Origin of the sequence: Pelagibacterium sp. H642 (assembly GCF_031202855.1) — a bacterium.
GTDB lineage: Bacteria > Pseudomonadota > Alphaproteobacteria > Rhizobiales > Devosiaceae > Pelagibacterium.
Genome location: NZ_CP101829.1, coordinates 1,419,248 through 1,440,063, shown reverse-complemented (window position 1 = coordinate 1,440,063; position 20,816 = coordinate 1,419,248). Strand labels below are relative to the sequence as shown.

Genomic DNA, 20,816 nt, shown 5'->3' with positions numbered 1-20,816 from the left:
CAAGTTTTCTTAGACGATAACGGCCGTATCAACCGTGGATTCCAAGAGCGGTGGCGAAGAACTGAAAGATCAAGACCAAGGCATAGTAGGCGCCCAACAACATCACTGCGCCTAGGGCAAATGTAATCTCGCGCCCATATTTCCGCTGAACCCAAAAAGTCACGTTTTTACCCCGTCCTTCCGCGCAACGAACAGCTTGAATTTCGGCGGTTGGCGAGTTGACGTGGATAGTGTCGATAATGATCAATTCACGTGCCGAAATGGATGGCAGTTTTAAGAAAAAATTTCCATCCTTATTGTGGCCAATTTCGTACTGTAACGGCGGGTATGTTGAAATGTCTGTCGGTGCGTTGCGGAAGGAAATCTCTACGTTAGTAGCGGCTTTACTTCCGGAATTTTGTATATATAGCTTTTCGCAATAAATGGCCGCTCGATTGTTTTCGGGTAGAGCTAAGGAGTGAAAGCTATTGTTCGCCAAACCATACCGGAGTCGGGGTGCTGCGGTGAAATATCGGTTAAGAAACCAAGTTAGCGCTACGGTCAAAACTGGAACGACATAGGTCCAGTTTTGCAGGAGCCATGAGATTGCATCCTCATTCATCATCTCGACACACCCAAGAACAGCGTGAATTTAATCTTGGGCCCCTATCCAGCACGTCGACCAGCGTGAAGCGCTCGCAAACCAGTTTCATGTCGCCGCTCCACCCGCCATTGCGGGAGAAAAAGGCGATGTGTCCTTCGCGCCAGGCTTCATACGGGCCTTCGCCCTCCGCCTCGGCAAACTCCTTGGTGACCGCGTCGAACGGCACGATCTCGACCTCGGTGGTCTCGATCACACAGGCCGGCCGGCCCGCCCCGTCCAGCACCACATCGCGCCGTCCCACTTCCGGCAATGGCTCGCCATCCACCTCATGGTCGCGCAGCGCCCCGCAGGTCGCGGTCTTGGTGCCCGCCAGAACCAGCGCGAGCAATTCGTCCGCCAGTTCGGGGCTGTCCCCGAAGGCGAAGCTGTGCGCATCGGCATAGCGAGGGGGCAGCGCCATCAGCTCGACAGGCCCCCGAACAGCGTCGGCAAATCGAACGGCCGGAAGCCGTAATGATCGAGCCAGCGCTTGTCGGCGTCAAAGAACGCCCGCAAATCGGGCATCCCGTATTTGAGCATGGCCAGCCGATCGATCCCCATGCCCCAGGCAAAACCCTGGTAGACATCGGGGTCGAGCCCGGCATTGGTGACCACATTGGGATGCACCATGCCGCAGCCCAAAATCTCCAGCCAGTCACTCCCCTCGCCGATCTTCACTTCATTGCCCGAGCGGTCGCATTGCACGTCCACTTCCATGGAGGGCTCGGTGAAGGGGAAAAAGCTCGGCCGGAACCGGGTCGTGACGCTTTCGACCTCGAAGAAGGCCTTGAGGAACTCTTCCAGCACCCAGCGCAACTGCCCGATATGGGAACCCTTGTCGATCACCAGCCCCTCGACCTGATGGAACATCGGCGTATGGGTCTGGTCGCTGTCATTGCGATAAGTGCGTCCGGGGATCACAACACGGATCGGCGGTTCCTGCGCCGCGCTCATCCATTTGGCCGGCACCTTCTCGTTGGTCTGCTTCATCACCCGCACCTGCACGGGCGAAGTGTGCGTGCGCAAAAGCTTGCGGTTCCCATCCGCGTCGGGCTGGAAAAAGAAGGTGTCGTGCATCTCGCGGGCCGGATGGCCCTCGGGGAAATTGAGCGCGGTGAAATTGTAATAGTCGGTTTCGATATCCGGCCCCTCGGCGATCGCGAACCCCATGTCCGAAAAGATCGCCGTGATCTCGTCGATCACCTGGCTCACCGGATGAACGCGGCCGGTCGCCGTGGGGGCGGGACGCAGGGGCAGGGTGACGTCAACCTTCTCGCTCGCCAGGCGTTTTTCCAGCGCCTCGGCGGCGAGCGCCGCCCGGCGTTCCTCGATCGCCGCGGCGATCTCGGTCTTGAGCCCGTTGATCGCCGGACCCTTCTCCTTGCGCTCGTCGGGGCTCATCTGCCCCAGCGTGGCCAGCAGGGCGGAAATCGAACCCTTCTTGCCCAAGGCGGCAATGCGGACCGCTTCGAGCGCTGTTTCATCACCCGCTTCGGCAATCGCCGCGCGGATCGAGGTCGAAAGGGCGTTAAGGTCGGACATCTATTTCTCTTGGCATCAAGGTGGCGGGCGAAGCGGTAGCAAACGAAAAAGCCCCGCGCCACCCCAAAAGGGATGGCGCAAGGCTTTTGATTTTTCGGCCTCAGATAGGCTGCTGGAGCGCTTTCAGAAAAAGTGGCTGCCACTTTTTCGGTTCGAAAGCGCGACCAGCAAGGAACGCGAAAGCGCCGATTAGGCGGAAATGCGCTCTGCGGTGGTCGCTTCGATTTCGCCCAGATAAGCGAGGGCGTCTTTGGCCTTGACGACCAGCGCTTCGAAAGCCGCCGGTTCGTGCACGGCCAGATCGGCCAGGACCTTGCGGTCGACAGCAACCTCAGCCTTGCTGAGGCCGTCGATAAATCGGCCATAGGTCAGCCCATGGCTGCGCACGGCGGCGTTGATGCGCTGGATCCACAGGGCGCGGAAATTGCGCTTCTTCTGCTTGCGGTCGCGGTAGGCGTACTGGCCGGCCTTTTCGACGGCCTGTACGGCGGAGCGGTAGGTCGTGGCGCGGCGGCCGTAATAGCCCTTCGCAGCCTTCAAAACCTTCTTGTGACGAGCGTGGGCGGTAACGCCTCTTTTTACGCGGGACATCTGTTAATCCTTAAGTCTGGCTGCTTAGCGGTCGTACGGCATGTACTTCTTGACGATCTTGGCATCCGGCTCGGAAAGCGTGGAGGTGCCGCGATTGCTGCGGATGTACTTGGCGTTGTGGCTGATCAGGCGGTGGCGCTTGCCGGCGGGGCCGGCCAGAACCTTGCCGGTTCCGGTGACCTTGAAGCGCTTCTTGGCGCCAGACTTGGTCTTCATCTTGGGCATTTTGCGGTCTTCCTTGTTGGTCTTCTTTGCAGTGGCTCTTATGGGTTTGTCGCGCTTCCGAACCGCAAAAGTGGTGTCCACTTTTGCTGGAAACGCTCCCAGGGAGCTTCCCGCTTTCATGAACCGCCTCGGCATGCCTTTTGGCCGGGCGGCTCGGTTGAAGCGCACCAAAAATGGGAAAACCACTTTCGGGCGCGGCATGAAAAAACTCTGCGCGACCCGCAAAGGCCGACCAGAGAAGCCGGCTGTATAAGGAAACGGGGCCCCATTGGCAAGTCGATTCCGTCTCCCGCGTCACAACGGCGCCACTTTAACCGCTTCCCAAGAGCCGTCCTTTGGTTAAAGTCGCGCCCATGTTCGAGATCTCCCGCCGCCGATTCCTCACCCTTTCCGCCCTTGGAGCCTCAGCGGCGGCGCTGGCCGCCTGTTCGGGCTCGGTCATCATGACCACCGAGCGCGCCGAGCCTGTATCGAGCGTTTCGATCGCCGATGCCACCGCCCAGCTCAACGCCATGCGTGCCGAGCGCGGCCTGCCGCTCTTGTCCCACAACGCGGTCCTCCAGGACGTGGCCGAGGAACAGGCGCGGCTGATGGCCGACAATGCCAATGTCGCCCACACCGCTGCCCCCGAACAGACGCTCCACACCCGCCTGCGCCGGGCCGGTTTTTTGGGCGCTGCGGGCGAAAACCTCGCCGGCGGCCCACCGACTCTGGCCACGGCCATCGATGGCTGGCTCAAATCGCCCTCGCACCGCCGCACCATGGTCAATCCCGATTACGTGCAGTTCGGCATCGCCATCGAACGCGGCCGCTCCACGGCCTACAACACCTATGGCACCTATTGGGCGCTGCTCATGGGCATCCGCACCCCGGATATGGCCTGATCAGAGCCGCGCCGCCTGGGTGAACCCTGCATCGAACCACTGGGCGACCGGCCCCGACATTCCATCGCCCAGGCTGCGGATTTGTTGGGCCAGCCATATGTCCACGCCGTCGTTGGGGAGGGGCAGCTCGATTTCCAGCCTTTCGGTCAGCGCTGCGATCGCGCGTTCGCCATCGGATGCCTGCGCGATCGCCGCCGCAACGCAGCCGGCGAAAAACCCGGCCTGCTCGGCAAGTGGAAACCACACCGATCCGTCCTGCCGCTCGGGCTGGCTCGGCGCCTCGATGATCTCCGCATCTGCATCCCCGCCGCCCAGCACCAGCCGGAGCTGATCGGCGAGCCGCGCTTCAAATCCCGCTGCAATCATCGCTGTCGTATAGCGCTGGCACGCGCTACGCCCGCCGGGCTCGCGTTCGAGCGCATCGGTAATCGCCACCGGACCGGCTTCGAACGCAGCGGCCGCGCTCTCGAGCGCACTGATTTCCCCCAGCGCTTCGGTGGCCTCCATCCACGCAGTGGCATTCTGCGCATAGGCGGTTGATCCAGCCAGCGAGGCGCCGAGCACCAGGGAAAACAGTTTCGAGCGAACCATGGATACGCCTCCGGTCAATCGGTCGCAGCACCGACATAATCTTATGTGCACGCTAACGTCCCGATGACAGCGTTGCGAGGGGTAAAATGCACAAGACGGTTTCGGCTTTTCTGGTCTTCGCCGCCATGGTGCTTCCGGCTCACGCCCAGGATTACCCCTTCCAGGGGTTTGCCACCGACATCACCATGAATACGCTTCATTCGACGATGCTGAATGCCACCATTCAGTCCTCGCTCGATGACGCCGCCTCGGCCCCCGCCGCACCGGTCGATCCGAATCTCACGGTCTATACCGCGACCCCTGATGTGAGCGCCCGCGCCCAGGAGCAGTTCATCGCCTTTGTCGAAGAAACGTCGGGCACGTTGGGCGCCGATGCCGTGCGCAAACAATTTGCCAAGCGCTCCCCCGTCGAAAGCTGGGCCGAACTCGTCGCCACCGACGGTCTGCGGCCCGGCGATGCCGCCGATGCCATCGCCGGCTATTGGGCGCTCAACTGGATCATCGCCAACCGCGCTCATGAAGAGACTTTCCCTGTTGCTCCCATCGCCGAACAGGTGCGGGCTTCTCTTGCCGCCGACGGCCAATGGGTCGGCCTCGCGGACGCCCAAAAGCAGGAGATTTCGGAAGTCCTTATGATGAATTTCCTGCTCCAGCAGGCCGTCTATTCCGATGCGTTGATGACCGGAAATATGGAAATGATGGGCGCGCTGAGCCAAGCAGCGGTCACCCGCTTCCAGAACGACATGGGGGTCGATTTGCGCGCCATCGTTCCCAGTTCCTCGGGCTTTGTCAGCCGCTAGTCGGGCCGAAAGGAGATCCGCTCCTTGGTAATCCCCTTGGGCAGATGCGCCAGATGATCGAATGCATTGCGCACGCCGCGCCCCAATCGGGGCAGGGTGCGGATGAAAAAGTTCCGCACCGGATGCCGCCGGGCGAAAACATGCCGGCTGCGCTCGCTGTTGAGGTCGCTCAGGCCGACCCCTCGCGCCCGCTTGTCTGCATCGATATTGCCATACTGGATGCATAAGGCGGGATCGCTGTGATAGCGGACTAACCCTTTATAACGCATTCCGTCATAGAGGGCTCGGTCTCCTCCGAGCGCATGCGCGCGGGAATCCTCCAGCATCAAGCGTGCCGCCCTTTCCCCGATCACATAGCCGGATCGCCCCGAGAGGGTCGACCGGAAAGGGCGCAACGCAATCGCCGGTCCCACCGTCCGCACCGCAGGCAGGAGGCGGATCTTCCGGCTGGAGCGCTCGAAGCGCAAAAGGTCGAATTCGACATCATCGAGATTTGCCAGAAAGTCCGGCAGCGAGGCGGAAAGCAGCCCATCATCCTCCAGGACAACAGCCCGCGGCTGCCCAGCGTCCAGCATGGCCCGCCAGACCTTCTCGTGGCTGAGCGAGCACGCCAGTTGATTGGGCCGTCTATAGAAGGGCTTCGTCTCATCGCAATAACGCGCCAGATCCTCCGTCGGAATATCGGCAGGCGTCACCGCCTCTATCCGCGTTGCGGTAAGCCCCAGCCGCGCGAATTGCTCTTCCATGAAGTCGCGCCTGTCGGTGCGGCTGGCGAGATTGATGTAATAGATGGGTATGGACAAGGCGTGTTTCCGTTGGCGCGGTTGCGCGTTATCTACACCCTGACGCAAGGTTTTGTCCAAAGCTTGCCCCCCGCGCGCAATCGCGCCAAAGTCCGGCCAAACCAGAATCGCGCGCGCTCCGGCGCCCAGAGGAAGCCCGCCATGCATCTCGTCCTCGTCGACGGCTCGTCCTTCATCTTCCGCGCCTATCACGCGCTGCCGCCCCTGACACGCAAGTCCGATGGCTTGCCGGTGGGCGCGGTCTCGGGCTTTTGCAACATGATCAATAAGCTCTTCGAGGATTTGAAGGGCGAGAACGAACCCACCCATTTCGCGGTGATCTTCGACCATTCGGCCAAGAGCTTCCGCAACGATCTCTACGATCAGTACAAGGCCCATCGCCCCGAAGCGCCAGAGGATCTGGTCCCGCAATTTCCCTTGACCCGCGCCGCCACCCGCGCCTTCTGCCTGCCCTCCATCGAGCAGGAAGGCTATGAGGCCGACGACATCATCGCCACCTATGCCTGCCAGATGCGCGATCGCGGCGGCAAGGTCACCATCGTCTCCTCCGACAAGGATCTGATGCAGTTGATCGATGACGATCACGTCCAGATGCTCGATACCATCGCCCGCCCCGGCCAGCCGCCCCTGCGCTGGATGGGGCCAGACGAGGTGATGAAGAAATTCGGCGTTACCCCCGACAAGGTGGTCGACGTCCAGGCGCTGTGCGGCGATCCGGTCGATAACGTCCCCGGCATCCCCGGCATCGGCATCAAGACCGCCGCTCTGCTCATCAACGAATATGGCGACCTCGAAACCCTTCTCGCCCGCGCCGGCGAGATCAAGCAGCAAAAGCGCCGCGAATCGATCATCGAGAACGCCGAATTGGCCCGCATCTCGCGCAAGCTCGTCGAACTCGATTGCAACACCCCCGTCGAAACTCCGCTCGACGATCTCATCCGCCAGCCGCTCGAACCCAAAACGCTGATCCCGTTTTTAAAGGCCATGGAGTTCACCTCCATCACCCGGCGGCTCTCCAACCTGCTCGAAATCGATCCCGACGATTTCGAGGCCGATCCCGAGCTCGCCGCCAGGGGCGCCTCCATTCCCGGCGCCGTCGATCCTTCGTCCAGCGAGCCCCCCGCCCAGGGCCCCGAGGCGCATGCCGAAAAGGTGCTCGAAGCCATCCGCGCCATCCCCTGCAAGCACGAGGATTACGAAATCGTGCGCGATGCCGACCAGTTGGCCGGCTGGATCGCCCGCATCTACGAGGCCGGCCATGTGGCCGTCGATACTGAAACCACCAGCCTCGACAACCAGGCCGCCGATCTCGTGGGCATCTGCCTTGCCACCGAACCGGGCCGCGCCTGCTACCTGCCGCTGGCCCACGTCACCGGCGCCGACGATCTGCTGGGCGGCGGCCTTGCCCAGGGCCAGATGGATTTCCGGCTGGCGCTGGAGATGCTCAAGCCCGTCCTCGAAGACCCCTCGATTTTGAAGATCGGCCAGAACGTCAAATACGATCTGGGCATCTTTTCGCGATACGGCATCACCATGGCGCCCATCGACGATACGCTGTTGATGAGCTACGCGCTCGATGGCGCCCGCAACAACGGCATGGATGCGCTGGCGGAAAAATATCTCTCCCACACCTGCATCAAGTTCACCGACCTCGCCGGCACCGGCAAGAATCAATTGACTTTCGACAGGATCGACATCGAAGCCGCCGCAAAATACGCCGCCGAGGATGCCGACATCACCCTGCGGCTTTGGCATATCCTCAAGCCCCGCCTCGTCGCCCAGGGCGTCACCACCGTCTATGAAACCCTCGATCGTCCCTTGACCCCTGTCCTCGCCCGCATGGAAGGGCGCGGCATCTCGGTGGATCGCCAGATCCTCTCGCGCCTTTCGGGCGATTTCGCCCAGCGCGCCGCCGCACTTGAGGAGCAGGCCCATGAAATGGCCGGCGAGCGCTTCAATCTCGGCTCCCCCAAGCAATTGGGCGATATTCTATTCGGCCGCATGGGTCTCGAAGGTGGCACCAAAACCAAGACCGGCGCCTGGGCCACCGGCGCCTCGGTGCTAGACGATCTCGCCGCCCAGGGCGTGCCCCTCGCCCAGACCATTCTCGATTGGCGCGGCGTCACCAAGCTCAAATCCACCTACACCGACGCGCTCCCCGGCTATATGAACGCGCGCACCGGGCGCGTGCACACCTCATACAGCCAGGCTTCGGTCGCCACCGGGCGCCTCTCCTCCACCGACCCGAACCTGCAAAACATCCCCATCCGCACCGAAGATGGCCGCAAGATCCGCATGGCCTTCATCCCTGCGCCGGGCAATTTGCTGATTTCTGCCGACTATTCCCAGATCGAGCTGCGCGTCCTCGCCCACATCGCCGATATCGATGCTCTAAAGGACGCGTTCGAAGAGGGCTTGGACATTCACGCCATGACGGCGTCCGAAATGTTCAAATTGCCCATCGAAGGCATGGACCCCATGATCCGCCGCCGCGCCAAGGCCATCAATTTCGGCATCATCTACGGCATTTCCGCCTTCGGTCTCGCCAACCAGCTCGGCATCGCCCGATCGGAGGCCGGCGAATACATCAAGACCTATTTCGCCCGCTTCCCCGGCATTCAGGATTACATGAACGAACAGCGCCGCATCGTTAAGGCGCAGGGGTATGTCTCGACCATTTTCGGCCGCAAGATCCCGTTCGAAAACGTGAACACCAAAAACCCCTCCGAACGCGCCTTCATCGAACGCGCCTCCATCAACGCCCCGATCCAGGGCTCGGCCGCCGACATCATCCGCCGCGCCATGATCCGCATGGAGAAGGTTCTCGCGGCTGAAAACGTCCAGGCCGACATGCTCCTCCAGGTCCACGACGAACTGGTCTTCGAAGCCCCGGCCGACAAAGCCGAAGCGGCCATCCCGGTCATCAAGCGGGTGATGGAAGGCGCGGCGGAACCGGCACTGCGCCTGTCAGTGCCGCTGCAGGTGGACGCGAAAGCGGCGGAGAACTGGGAAGCGGCGCATTAGGTTCATATTGCACCGTATTTTTTTAGTAACTCCAGCTGCTTTTGTAGCTTCTCCGAATCCATAGTAGAATCAATGCTGATACTTATATTCACTTGAGCGCGCGCTCTTGAAGAGTGCGGCGTATCATCAAGCAAGGGAATATCAACCTGAGGTGAAGTCCCATTTGTATCCGGTAGTAGGCCACCAGTATCGTTGTTGTTTGGTTCTGTTTCCGACGATTCTTGAGCGTTAATGTGCGCGGCGGACTTGTGCGTTACGCGATCGTCGTCGACAGCAGCCAAATCGGCCGTCAACAATGTCGCGATATAGGTATCGACTGCAAGTTCCAGCTTCTCGGGATGTACGTTCAGGTCGGAAGCTCTTTGCCTGAGTTTCGCCTTTGTTACGGTGTCACCGTGGAAAGTATCGAACAATGCCCGAAAAAGTTTTGGCTTTAGAGCGGCGGTTTCCATCAACGGCGGCATCTCATCGGCGGGGGCTGCCGCTAGCTTTTTTGCGAGGTTGGAAGCGTACAGCCCTTCCTGCCCACCTTCCATTAGGCCATATTGCTTTAAAGCAGAAACTTAAATGTTTCCGTGACCGCTCTTAGCGCCAACAACTGCTGAGTAGATTATTTCAATCGGCTGTGGCCCAGTATGACTCTTTGAAACTAATTTCGTAGACCACGGGATAACCTTAGCTAACGCATGCTGAGGGAAAACGGCGCCGCCCTTTCTTCCGCCTCCTCGGTTCATCTTTGATACTTCTTCAGGCATCAATGATGTCCTTTCAAAGTTAAAAGCAGATCAGCTAGGCCAGACTTATATGATTTAGAAAAATCAGCATACTTTTTGTCAGCTATAGCGGCAGGCATTGCGGCATCATCAAGTTTTAATGGTAACACGTGAACGTGGCGACGTTGAACCTCGTTAACAAGGGCGTTGTTCAATTCTTTCTTCACCCACTCGGATTCGTTCGAGGCATTGCTTATTCCGATTAAGAAGTAATCGGACTCGGCTAATCCTTGAGCGATCTTTTCTGGAATAGAATCGCCTACCCGGATACGCTGTTCATCCAGCCACACGTCAACGTCTTTTGACTTAAGATCTGCAGCCAACTGTCGAACAAACGGTTTATCTTTTGAGCTGTGAGATAGAAAGGCAATGCGCTTATTTGAATCTTCTTTATGACGAATCTGTTTTTTTGCTTCTGCCTGATCTACTAGGTCCTCGGCTAGCAAGTCCTTTTCCAACGCTCCGAGTCGGTTGGCCCATTCGACCAAAGGGTTGAGATCGGACGCGACGAAGGGAGCAATTCCTTGAATGGTGGCAGCCTTCCGTAGCGCGACATTTAAGTCATCGCCTAACTTCATGAATTGCTTGAGCGCTGAAATGAGCGGCATCTTAAGTAGTGCTTCGCGGACTACCGTCTCCTTCTGCTCAAGTTTTCCGTCGTAAGGGTACGCGAGCTTTAAAACGTATCCTTTAGACAGCGGCTCGAGCATGCCGATCTGGCAAGCGTTTTTGACCAGTTTGCCTGCAGTTCGTGCATCAATCCCTGCGAACTGCGCAATTTGCGAAGTAGTAGGGGCATCGAGCCATGCCACGGCGTCCAATGCAACAAAAAGAGAGTCAAGACGAGCAGGCTCAAATCGATGGGCTGAAATTGATTTCTTCTTCGCCGAGCTTTTTTGGGCGATGGTGGTGGTATTCAAGTGATAATTCCCCAAACGAACGCCGGCTAGATTATCTAAATGTTGGAAGGGATCAAGCACCTGACTAAAGGGTTTGTCTCGCCAAAAAATTATCCCCCGCCTCAATGATGGAAATGAAGTTTGCCGTCTGGGGCGCGTCGATCAGTTCGGCCACCAGTTTTTGCAGCGCCTTGACCGCCGCCAGCGCGAGCGGGGCGCAGAGCGGGGCAACGAAGCCCGTCAGCAACCTGCCGCGCCCAGATCACGGCAATGGCGATCGTCACTCCCGAACGAAAAAACTTATCCCCGCCCCCATCGACCTGCCGTAACTTTCCCTCACGGCCGCACCGGGGCAAGGGATGCATACGAGCTTCCTGGTGAGGGCAAGAGCGGGAAGGGGGAAGCGGGGGTCCGAGCCTAGGGCCACTCAGGTCTCCAGGCGCCCCTCTCTGTCCGTTGGCCGGTTCGAGGGAATGGCGGGTCGCCGCCATTCGGGACGGGTTGCGTGACCAGGTCTGACACCGAAGGTCATCCGTAAGTCGCTGGTGGCAAGTCAACTGGCCATCACAATCGCCGAAGCCCACCAGAGAGGGCGTGTTGACGGCGAGAGCGCGGGTAAAGGGGATAAAAGGGTAAGCTCCCCGGGTTGCGCATTTCCCGAGATCCTAAAATCCTCGGATGCATGGGGCGATGGTGGCTTCATATTATAAAACATAATGCGAGGCGATCATCGCCCCATGCCTGCCTGACTTAAGCAAAACCCTCCGGCCAAAGGCCGGAGGGCGAAAGCGGCTGTCTTGCGAAATCAGGCCGGCTGCGGCGCGCTCGTGCTTTCGCTGTCGGCCCGCCTGGGCGGCGGAAAGGCCAGCGCCATCGCCGCGGCGGCGACACCAACGGCGGCCGAGGCGATATAGAGCCAGTGATAGCTCCCGAACGTGTCGTAGAGCCATCCCCCGCCCACCGGCCCGAACGCCATGCCGATCGAGGAGGTCATGGTCGCCGCCCCCAGAACGGTGCCCATCACATGCGGCCCGAAATAGTCGCGGGCAAGCACGGCATAAAGCGGCATCACCCCGCCATAGGCCATGCCCAGCACCACGGCCAGCATGTAGAAATCGGTGAGTTGGGTCACATAGATATAGGTGTAGATCCCGATCGCCTGTAGCGCCAGCCCGGCGATCAGCACCTTCTTGACCCCCAGTCGGTCCGCCGCGATCCCGAAGAACAGTCGCCCGAACAGCCCGGCAACGCCTTCGACGCTGTAGATCGAGGCCGCCGCCAAGGCCGGCACCCCGCACAGCATGGCATAGCTCACCGTGTGGAAGATCGGCCCCGAATGGGCCGCGCAGCACAGGAAGAACGTTGCCGCCAGCACCACGAATTGCGGCGTCCTGAGCGCCGCGCTTGCCCGGCTCGGCTGCGGCTCCTGCGGCGCCACGTCGACGCCGGTTTGCGGCTGCGCTTCCGCAATCGCCTGCGGCGCCTTGCGGATCAGAAAGCTCGCCGGCACCAGCAGCACCGTGGCGGCAATCGCCGTCATCGTCATCGCGCTGCGCCAGCCATGGATCTCGATCAGAAGGCTGGCAAACGGGGTGATCACCATCGGCGCCACGCCCGCGCCGATGGAAACCAGCGATACGGCAAGGCTGCGATGCTTGTCGAACCAGCCCACCGTCGTCGCCATGATCGGCGCAAAGAACGCGCCGCCAGCCAGCCCCACCAGCCCGCCATAGGCGAGCTGAAACACCAGAAGGTCTCTCGATTGGCTGGCGATCAAAAGCCCGATCCCAAGGATCACCGCCGCGATCAGCACCACCGGCCGCGCCCCGATCCTGTCGGTCAGCGTGCCCCATCCGAACCCGGCCACACCCATGACGACGAACCCCACGGTCATCGCCATGGAAATCCCGGCCCGCGTCCATCCCGTCTCCTCGGCAATGGGCGCCAGATAGACCGGCAGCGCAAACAGCGCCCCCATCGCCACGCAGGTGATCAGCGCACCGGCTGCAACGATCACCCATCCGTAATGCAATCTGTTCATCGCAAGGCCCCTCCATGTGACCTTTCGATAAGACGCATCGCTGTCGTCCATTCCGACAGGGGTGCGGAAAAAACTTGTCCACTCGACCCATTTTGCGCCGATACTCACCCCACCGATAGAGCCAACAGGGGGAAGAAGGTGAGGACTGTGCGTGTTTCGCGGGACAAGGCCCGTTTCGGATATGGAGAAGGCGGCACCATCATCGAAATCGCCGATCCCCTGCCTCCCCGATATTGGGATCACCCCGCCAACGCCTGGTCTCCACTTCTGTCTTCCCGTATCCCCGGTCTGGAAGGTGTCGCCATCAAATATGAAGGCAGCCATCTGAGCGGTTCGTTCAAGGACCGCATCATGGCCGCAACGCTGGGCGAGCTGCTGGCCCGCGAGCCGCATTGCCCCGGGGTCGTGGTCCCATCGAGCGGCAATGCCGCCGTCTCCGCCGCTGCGCTTTGCGCTCGCGCCGGCCTGCCCATGGTCGCCATCGTCCCCGCCGCTACCCCGCAGGAGCGCATTCTGCCGGTCCTTGCCCGTGGCGCTCTCGTGGTGCGCTTCGGGGAAGGCCCCAGCCAATCCTATGCCCTGGCCGATCAGCTCGCCGAATCCCTGGGTTTTTTCCGCCTTTATTCCACTTTCGCTTCGCCCTGGGCCGAATGGAGCTGCCGCTCCCTGGGCCGCGAGATTGCCGCACAGGCGGGGAATGTGTCCCGCCTCGTCGCCCCGGTCAGCGCCGGCCCGGTCCTGATCGGCACGGCCAACGGTCTTCGCGAGGCCGGGCGCGATATTCCCCCATTGGTCGCCGTACAGGCCGCCGGCTGCGCCCCCATCGCCGCCGCCTTTGCCAGCGGCGCCCAGGAGGTATCGCCCTGGGACGGCGCTGTCGAAACCGCCGCCGCCGCCATCGCCGATCGCCTGGCGGGATATCCCCAGGACGGAACGCGGGTGCTTGAGGCCGTGCGCGGGAGCGGCGGCAGCGTAGAGGCCGTGACCGATGCCGAATTGGCCCAGGCTCGCGCGGCGCTCTTTGCCCATGACGGCATCGACGCCGAATTTTCCGCCTGCGCCGGCATCGCCTGGCTGCGCCGCCCCGAAACACCCAAAGTCGAGGGCACCGTCTGCGTCGTCACCGCATCGGGCTTCAAGCACACCTTCGCTGGCGATGTGCCGTCTTCGCCCGCCGCCCCGTCACCTCTCCGGCACCGGCTCGAAAGCTTTTTTGCCCGATTGTCCGAACCCGCCGTCCTGCTCGATTGACGCCCCTTGCCTTTGTCCGCGTGTCGGCTAGGGATAGCACTGCCCGCTTGGGCTGTTTTCAAGAGATAGAGAATTTCATGTCCGATCCCCTCCAGCGCCATCCCCTGACTCAATTGCTGCTCGACGCGCGCAGCGCTAACACGCCCCTCGCTTCGGTCGCGGAAAGCGTCTTGCCCACAACGCTCGAGGATGCCTATCGCGTCCAGGCCGAAACCGTTGCGGCCCTGGGCGGGGTCGGGGGCTGGAAGGTCATCCCCACCCCCGCGGACGACAAACCCTCCTGCTCACCCATTCCCGCCAGCGTGCTGTTGGAAAACGGCGCGACCCTCGCCAGGGGCGCCCGCGCCGAGGTCGAAATCGCCGTGGTCATCGGCAAGGATCTCACCGAACAGCGCCAATACACCGCCGGCGATATCGCCGAAGCGCTTTCGGGCATCCATCTGGTGCTCGAATTCGTGGGCTCGCGCTTTACCGATCCGACGCAAATGCCGGTGCTCGCAACCACCGCCGATTTGCAGAGCAATGTCGCCGTGGTGCTTGGTCCAAAGGTCCAGTCCGAAGGGTTTCCGGCACTGGATAAGCAGGACATCGCGCTTTTCGACAATGGCGTCGAAATCCAAAGCACCGCCGGCAATGCCTCGACCGATGCCATGTTCGACGCGGTCGCCTGGCTGGCCAATCACGCCCGCTCGCGCGGCCTGCCCCTCACCGCCGGAACCGTGGTGATCACCGGTGCGCGCCTGGGCCCCATCGCGGTGAGCGGTCCTGAGATTGAAGCCAAGGCCACGGGCTTTGATCGTCTCACCGCCACCCTGGCATAAGAAAAGGGCGGCAGCGGTGACCCCGCTGCCGCCCGGCTTTCCGCAATTTTGCGAGATCAGATCCCGCAGAAATTGACCTTGATGCCCAGTTCGGCAGCCAGTGCCGCCTTGGCGGCCAGCGCCTGATCGGCTTCGGCGGCGGAATTGGCATAGGCCACCTGGATGTGGTTGGCCTTGTGCCGCGCCATCATCGCGTCGCGGTCGACGCCGGTGAGCACCGCATGCATGATCGGCCACACCCGGTCGGTCGATTCCGAGCGGCGGCGGGTTTCCTCCTCGGGAAGATCCACCGCCTGGCCACGGCCGATATCCATGTGCAGCGCATTGTCCATCACATAGATGCGGCTCCAGACCAGTTCGCCCGCCTTGGCCACCCCGCGCAGCGTGCCGCCGCCGGCCGGGAAGAACATCGGGGGCTGGCGGAAGCTTTCCGATTTGTCCCAGCCGCCATGGTGGGCCGGAGGCGCGGCGCCGGAAATCTCGAACACCCAGACGAAATCGTCGCGCGAGCCGGACCGGTCGATATCGCCCCAGCGCAGATCGTGCAGCGTGTTTTCCACCGGCTGGCCGAGCGCACGGTGCACGCGGTTGGTGAGAACGCCATCGACGGCGGCGCATTCGTCCACTTCGTTGAAATGGACGATAGCCTCGCCTTTGCGGATCACACTGCCATCGGCGCGGGCGACGTCGGGCCGGTCGTCATTGTTGAGAATGCCTTCGACAAGGTCCGATGCCGGCAGCAGGTCCTTGAGACCCTGCTGATACTGGATGCCGATGGCCTCGCAGCCAAAGTTATCCCCCATGCGAACCGCTGCGATATACATGCGGCACTGCTCGATCACCTGAGCTTCCGTCAGCTCTGTCTTGTGGTCGGTGCCAAGGTGGAAGGTCATGCCCTTGTCGACCATCCACTGATAGACGGCGCGACCCTCTTCCTCGGGCACCTGAGTGGTGGCGTAGTAGAGTGCCGATTGGGACAGCCGCTCCTTGTAAAAGCCCATGGGCATCAGGAGCTCGTCGGGGATGATGGCATTGTACATGCCCATGCACCCCTCGTCGAAAACGCCCAGAATCACCTTGTTGTGGCGGATATCGGCGGCGATCGATGCTGCCAGCTCGCGTTCCTTTTCGCCCACCGAGGCGGAATCGAAGGGGCGGACATGATCGATCTTGTGTTCGATCTTGCCCGTCTCGAGCCAGGTCTTCAAACCGGACAGGAAGAATTCGTCGTCGAAATTCTCGCTCCAGAGCGAGGAGTATTCGACCCCGGCCTTGGTGAGCGAGCCGTTGAGGTTCAAAAGTCCCACCAGCCCGGGCCATTGGCCGGCCCAGTTGGCAACGGTGAGAATCGGACCCTTGTGGCTGACGAGGCCAGCCAGAACGTGGTGGGAATACTGCCACACCGCTTCGGCCACGATCACTGGCGCGTTGGGATCCATCCTGGCGAAAATATCCATGCCCTCGCGCTGGGACGAGATGAAGCCGTGGCCTTCGGGCTTGATGGGATGGGCGCGCTCGATTTCGTAGCCCAGCGCTTTGACCGCCTCGAAAATGCGCTCTTCCATGGCCTTTTGGGCGGGCCAGCAATTGGTGTTGGCGCTTTCGCGCAGATCGCCGCTGGCGACGAGTTGGATCTTGGTCATGATCCCTGATCTCCTTGGGTTATTCGGTTTCGGCCGCGCTCATGATGTCGCGATAGGCGGCGTAATCGTCCTGCATCCTTCGGAACACCGCGTATTTGGCGTCATGATAGGCGGCGATTTCTCCGCTGCGCGGTTCGATGGTCTTTGCCGCTCCGCTCATGGCGGCCATCGCCGCCGTGATGTCGGAATAGGCGCCCGCCGCAGCGGCCGCGATCATCGCCGAACCCAAAAGCACGGGCTCGGTCTGGTCGGGCACCACCACCTTGCAGCCGGTGGCATCGGCATGCTCGCGCAGATAGAGCCGGTTGCGGGCCAGCCCGCCGCTCACCACCAGCGTGTCGACCACCACCCCGTTGGCGCTCAGCGCTTCGATGATGTGGCGCGTGCCATAGGCAAGGGCCTGCTGCGTCGCCAGATAGTCGAGCGCCAGATCGTCGATGCCGCTCTCGAGCGTGAGGCCGACTATCGCTCCCTTGCGCCAGGGTTCGGCCAGCGGAGAGCGGTTGCCGTGGAAATCAGGCTGCACATGCCGGTTGCGGGTGAGGAAGGCACTTTCCTCGCTCATGGTTTCCAGATGCGCATCGAGCGCTTCTGCCAGTCGTCTGCCCTCGGCCTTTTCGATCAGTTGGGCCGCGGCCGAATGGCGGGCGATCACTGCGTCGAGCAATGCCCCGGCCGCGGATTGGCCGCCCTCATTGGCCCACAAGCCATCGAGCAGCACCGAATAATAGGGGCCCCAGACACCAGGGACGAATTTGGGCTCCCGCGTCAGGGAGATGTGGCAGGTGGAGGTGCCGGCGATCACCGCGAGCCGCCCTTCGATCTCGCCATTGCCCTCGCTATCGGCAACGCCGAGCGTACCCAGCGCGCCGGAATAGGCATCGATCAGGCCGGTCGAAACGGCAATGCCCGGAACCAGCCCCAATTCGCCCGCAGCCTGCTCGGTCAGCCCGCCCGCGCGGACGCCGGCTGCCGCAAAGGCGGTGCCGATAGCGTCAAACCCGTCATCGACGAGATCCTCGAGCCCGATCGAAGCCAGGAACCCCTTGTCCCAACCCTCCCCATGCAGGCCACGATGACCCAGATAGGTCCACTTGCAGACCGGCGAGCAGAGCGAACGCATCGTCGCGCCGGTGGCGCGGTAGACCAGCCAGTCGGGAAGGTCCCAGAGCTTTTTCGCCGCCTGCCAGCTTTGCGGCAGCTCGCGCTTGAGCCAAACCAGCTTGGGCAGCTCCATTTCCGGGGACATCACGCCCCCGATATGGTCGAGCACACCCGCGCCGGTCGCAGTGATCGCTTCGGCATCGCCAATCGCCCGGTGATCCATCCAGAGGATCACATCCTGGTCGGCCGCCCCATCTGGGCTCACCGAAACCGGACCATCGCGCTCTCCGGCAACCACCAGCGAGCAGGTGGCGTCAAACCCCAATCCTCCGACCGATTCCGGGCTGACGCCTGCAGCCTTTACAGCCTCGCGAACCGATCTGGCCACCGCCTGCCAAATTTCGGCGGACCGCTGCTGGGCGAAATCGGGCGCGGGGCGAAACGTCTCGATGGGGCAGGCGGACGATCCCAAAAGCTTACCCTGCCGGTCGAACACACCGGCACGCGCGCTTCCCGTCCCCACGTCGATGCCTATGAAATGATCCAAGATCCGCACTCCATGCTGGCGCCGCGAAGGCGCGAAATTCAAACTCTATGCTGCAATCACCGGCGTGGTCGTCTGCGCCATCAACTCTTCGACGGCAGCACGGCCGGGCGCGCCCAGCCTTCCGCCGAAAACCGTGCAGCTTATGGCGGCGGCCGTGTTGGCAAAGCAGACCGCATCCGCAATCAATTGCCCCTCGGCCAAAGCCAGCGTGAAGGCGCCGTGGAAGACGTCCCCCGCCGCCAGCGTATCGACGGCTTCGACCTCTGGCGCGCGCCGCTGGAACACTCTGTCGCCCTCGGCCCAGAAACAGCCCTGTTCGCCACCGGTAACGGCAATGAAGGCATCGAAGCTCTTCGTCAGCGCCCTGACGGCCTCAACAATCGTCTCGCATCCGGAAACCGCGAGCGCCGCAGGCTCGGAAAACACCACATGGGTGGCGCGCCGCGCCAGGTCCACGATGGTTTGCGTCGGTCCCACATCCGCGTCGAGCAGGGCAATCTTGCCCGCCGCCTTGGCGATGTCGAGCACCCGCGCCGCGCCTTCCGGCCAGCGGATATCGACCTGCACGGCATCGGCGGCGGCAATGGCTTTGGCATCGATCCAGTCGGTTTCACTTCCCAGTGCCGGATCGTAATAGGGGACGATCAACCGTTCGCCCCGCTGGTCTACGATCACCGCGCTCAGCGGCGTCGCCACGCCTTCAAAGCGCCGCACCTGGCGGCAATCGACCCCTTCGGCCCCGACCTCCGCGAGAAAGCGGTCCCCCATCATGTCGTCGCCGATCCGCGTGATCAGCGCGCATCGCCCGCCAAGCCTCGCGGCCGCGGTTGCGGCGCTGGTCGCCATGCCATGGGCGACCTGAGCCAGGGCGGTGGGCAGCACCTTGCCGGGCCCGGGCGGAAGCGCTTCGACCTTGAAGATCAGGTCGACGGTTGCCGCTCCGGCAAAGACGATACGGGGAGGAAGGGACATCTGGCGTCAGATCGAAGCGATATCGGCTTTCGGGATATCGGCAACCGCCTCGCCCCGCAACGCTCGTGCCGCATCCGACGCTGCCTTGAAAAGCAGTCCGGCATCGCTGGCCGAAATGGTGAAATTGCACCCTTGATCGCGCCAGTAGTGAGCCTGCTCGGCGCCGGTGCAGTCGATGCCCACGATCTTTCCGGCCCGATTACAGCGCTTGACGATATCGATGATCGTCGCACGCAGCTTGTCGGACGCGGTGTAGTGCACCCGGCCCAGACCAAGGCTGAGCGAGAGATCGTTGGGGCCGATATAGATGGCATCGACGCCTTCGACGGCGAGGATGTCATCGAGATTGGCCAGGCCGTCGGCGGTTTCGATCATCACCACGCAGACCGAGCGCCCATCACCTTCATCGTGCTCGACAAGCCTGCCGCGCGGCACGCTCCAGATCGGTCCCCAGCTCCGGGTGCCTGCCGGTGCGTAGCGGCAGGCATCGGCCGCGCTCTTGGCCTCCTGGGCGGTGTTGACCATCGGCACGATGACGGCTTCGGCACCCAGATCGAGCGCCCGCATGATGTAGTCGGGCGTATTCCACGGCACGCGGACCATGCTGGCCGCCCCGGTCTTGTCGAGCGCATCGATCATCACATTCAGCGACCCGAAAGTGTTGAAGCTGTGCTGCATGTCGAGCGCGATGAAATCGAACCCGGCCTGCCCCAGGATCTGGACGAGAGAAGGGTGATCGAGGCCGCACCATGTGCCGTGGAGAACATCGCCGCTGGCCAGACGTTGCTTGAGGGTCATTTAGCACACCGTTCCATATTTGGCGTGAAGTGCATCGAGTTCGGCATCGGCCTTGGCATCGGGCGCGCCAATCGCCATGCGGGCGTGGCCCGCGGCAATCCCCTGCCGGCGCAGGCCGGCCTTGAGCCGTTCGATGTCGCCGAGCAGTCCGTCGACGACTGCGTTGATATCGCCCTGCAACTTCTCGCGTTCGGCTGTGTTGCCGCTGGCGATGGCATCGGCCATGGCAACGAAGGGCTCGGGATAGACCGAGGCGATGCCGGAAATCACGCCCTGGGCGCCAACATCGGTGAGCCGGCCGATCTCGCGGTCCGATCCGGTGAAGACCAGGAAGTCATTGGGCAGCACGGCGCGGAACTTGCCGACCGTCTCAAGGCTTTCGCCGCTGATCTTGACGCCGATGATGTTGGGCAGCTTGGCGATTTCAGCCATCAGCTCAGGCGAAACCGTGATGCCCGTCCGGTCCTTGAAAATATAGACGAAGACACCGAGCCCGTCCGAAAGAGCCGAAACCCTGGTGTAGAAATCGAGCAGCGCAGCATCGGTGGACGGCAGGAAATAGGGCGTAATGACCGCGATTTCCTTGGCGCCTTCCTCTCGGGTCTGCGCGATCAGCCTTTCCACCTGATGCAGGCTCGGCGCGCCGACATGGACCACCACGCGCTTATTGGCCAGGATATCGAGGCTGAGCCGGGTCAGCGTGCGGCGTTCGTCATCGCTGAGCGAGGGAAATTCGCCGGTCGTGCCCAGAACAAAGGCGCCATCGACACCCGAGGCGGCGCATTTTTTAAGGATCGCCGTATTGCCCTCGATCGAAAGCGAGCCATCCTCGGCAAAGGCAACCGGTATCGCCGTCAGGATGATGGGTTTGGAGGTAGTCATTTA

The 20,816-nt window shown here is 61.9% G+C and carries 21 protein-coding genes; 5 read left to right on the top strand and 16 right to left on the bottom strand.

The window, feature by feature from the left end:
• Positions 1–28: 28 nt before the first annotated feature.
• The 5 genes from NO934_RS07085 to rpmI form a co-directional block, all read right to left on the bottom strand.
• Positions 29–604 carry a hypothetical protein gene (locus tag NO934_RS07085; protein WP_309163153.1) on the bottom strand — a complete coding sequence of 192 codons (576 nt, stop codon included), beginning with the start codon at positions 602–604 and terminating at the stop codon, positions 29–31.
• Positions 594–1,043 (bottom strand): ASCH domain-containing protein, encoded by a 450-nt coding sequence (locus NO934_RS07080; protein WP_309163152.1) that lies wholly within the window; start codon positions 1,041–1,043, stop codon positions 594–596. Before NO934_RS07080 ends, NO934_RS07085 begins: the two co-directional genes overlap by 11 nt.
• Positions 1,043–2,164, bottom strand: coding sequence for a phenylalanine--tRNA ligase subunit alpha (gene pheS / locus NO934_RS07075; protein WP_309163151.1), 1,122 nt, complete (start codon positions 2,162–2,164; stop codon positions 1,043–1,045). Before pheS ends, NO934_RS07080 begins: the two co-directional genes overlap by 1 nt.
• A gap of 189 nt (positions 2,165–2,353) precedes the next feature.
• On the bottom strand, positions 2,354–2,755 hold the full coding sequence (gene rplT, locus NO934_RS07070; protein ID WP_309163150.1) for a 50S ribosomal protein L20: 402 nt from the start codon (positions 2,753–2,755) through the stop codon (positions 2,354–2,356).
• A 24-nt stretch (positions 2,756–2,779) separates the two neighbouring features.
• Positions 2,780–2,980 carry a 50S ribosomal protein L35 gene (gene rpmI / locus NO934_RS07065; protein ID WP_309163674.1) on the bottom strand — a complete coding sequence of 67 codons (201 nt, stop codon included), beginning with the start codon at positions 2,978–2,980 and terminating at the stop codon, positions 2,780–2,782.
• 353 nt (positions 2,981–3,333) lie between these two features.
• Here rpmI and NO934_RS07060 point away from each other — a divergent pair, with 353 nt between their 5' ends.
• Positions 3,334–3,864 carry a CAP domain-containing protein gene (locus NO934_RS07060; protein ID WP_309163149.1) on the top strand — a complete coding sequence of 177 codons (531 nt, stop codon included), beginning with the start codon at positions 3,334–3,336 and terminating at the stop codon, positions 3,862–3,864.
• Here NO934_RS07060 and NO934_RS07055 read toward each other — a convergent pair whose 3' ends face one another.
• Positions 3,865–4,455, bottom strand: a complete 591-nt coding sequence (locus NO934_RS07055; RefSeq protein WP_309163148.1) for a hypothetical protein — start codon at positions 4,453–4,455, stop codon at positions 3,865–3,867. It lies immediately after the preceding gene.
• An 86-nt stretch (positions 4,456–4,541) separates the two neighbouring features.
• Between NO934_RS07055 and NO934_RS07050 the strand changes: the two genes are divergently transcribed.
• Entirely contained in the window at positions 4,542–5,255 is a 714-nt protein-coding gene (locus tag NO934_RS07050; RefSeq protein WP_309163147.1) for a DUF6683 family protein, read from the top strand.
• Here the strand turns inward: NO934_RS07050 and NO934_RS07045 are convergent.
• Positions 5,252–6,058, bottom strand: coding sequence for a glycosyltransferase family 25 protein (locus tag NO934_RS07045; protein ID WP_309163146.1), 807 nt, complete (start codon positions 6,056–6,058; stop codon positions 5,252–5,254). The genes NO934_RS07050 and NO934_RS07045 overlap by 4 nt on opposite strands.
• Before the next feature lie 141 nt (positions 6,059–6,199).
• Between NO934_RS07045 and polA the strand changes: the two genes are divergently transcribed.
• On the top strand, positions 6,200–9,082 hold the full coding sequence (gene polA, locus NO934_RS07040) for a DNA polymerase I (protein ID WP_309163145.1): 2,883 nt from the start codon (positions 6,200–6,202) through the stop codon (positions 9,080–9,082).
• Positions 9,083–9,084: 2 nt separating this feature from the next.
• Here the strand turns inward: polA and NO934_RS07035 are convergent, their stop codons facing one another.
• The 4 genes from NO934_RS07035 to NO934_RS07020 all read right to left on the bottom strand — a co-directional run bounded on the left by NO934_RS07035 (position 9,085) and on the right by NO934_RS07020 (position 12,795).
• On the bottom strand, positions 9,085–9,618 hold the full coding sequence (locus NO934_RS07035; protein ID WP_309163144.1) for a hypothetical protein: 534 nt from the start codon (positions 9,616–9,618) through the stop codon (positions 9,085–9,087).
• A 218-nt stretch (positions 9,619–9,836) separates the two neighbouring features.
• On the bottom strand, positions 9,837–10,775 hold the full coding sequence (locus NO934_RS07030; RefSeq protein ID WP_309163143.1) for a toll/interleukin-1 receptor domain-containing protein: 939 nt from the start codon (positions 10,773–10,775) through the stop codon (positions 9,837–9,839).
• A 64-nt stretch (positions 10,776–10,839) separates the two neighbouring features.
• The gene (locus tag NO934_RS07025) at positions 10,840–11,001 is read right to left on the bottom strand and encodes a hypothetical protein (protein ID WP_309163141.1); all 162 of its coding nucleotides are present in this window, start codon (positions 10,999–11,001) and stop codon (positions 10,840–10,842) included.
• A gap of 558 nt (positions 11,002–11,559) precedes the next feature.
• Positions 11,560–12,795, bottom strand: a complete 1,236-nt coding sequence (locus tag NO934_RS07020) for an MFS transporter (protein WP_309163139.1) — start codon at positions 12,793–12,795, stop codon at positions 11,560–11,562.
• 138 nt (positions 12,796–12,933) lie between these two features.
• Here NO934_RS07020 and NO934_RS07015 point away from each other — a divergent pair, with 138 nt between their 5' ends.
• On the top strand, positions 12,934–14,046 hold the full coding sequence (locus NO934_RS07015) for a pyridoxal-phosphate dependent enzyme (RefSeq protein WP_309163137.1): 1,113 nt from the start codon (positions 12,934–12,936) through the stop codon (positions 14,044–14,046).
• Between the two features lie 77 nt (positions 14,047–14,123).
• Entirely contained in the window at positions 14,124–14,867 is a 744-nt protein-coding gene (locus NO934_RS07010) for a fumarylacetoacetate hydrolase family protein (RefSeq protein WP_309163136.1), read from the top strand.
• Positions 14,868–14,923: 56 nt separating this feature from the next.
• Here NO934_RS07010 and NO934_RS07005 read toward each other — a convergent pair whose 3' ends face one another.
• The 5 genes from NO934_RS07005 to NO934_RS06985 are packed head-to-tail and all read right to left on the bottom strand — an operon-like array spanning position 14,924 to position 20,813.
• The gene (locus tag NO934_RS07005) at positions 14,924–16,510 is read right to left on the bottom strand and encodes a fucose isomerase (protein ID WP_309163135.1); all 1,587 of its coding nucleotides are present in this window, start codon (positions 16,508–16,510) and stop codon (positions 14,924–14,926) included.
• A gap of 19 nt (positions 16,511–16,529) precedes the next feature.
• Positions 16,530–18,161: an FGGY-family carbohydrate kinase gene (locus NO934_RS07000; protein ID WP_309163133.1), complete on the bottom strand. Its 1,632-nt coding sequence runs from the start codon at positions 18,159–18,161 to the stop codon at positions 16,530–16,532.
• A 45-nt stretch (positions 18,162–18,206) separates the two neighbouring features.
• A complete protein-coding gene (locus NO934_RS06995; RefSeq protein WP_309163132.1) occupies positions 18,207–19,133 on the bottom strand; it encodes a PfkB family carbohydrate kinase in 927 nt (308 codons plus the stop codon).
• Positions 19,134–19,139: 6 nt separating this feature from the next.
• Positions 19,140–19,931: an aldolase/citrate lyase family protein gene (locus NO934_RS06990; protein ID WP_309163131.1), complete on the bottom strand. Its 792-nt coding sequence runs from the start codon at positions 19,929–19,931 to the stop codon at positions 19,140–19,142.
• Entirely contained in the window at positions 19,932–20,813 is an 882-nt protein-coding gene (locus NO934_RS06985) for a dihydrodipicolinate synthase family protein (protein ID WP_309163129.1), read from the bottom strand.
• Positions 20,814–20,816: the final 3 nt, after the last annotated feature.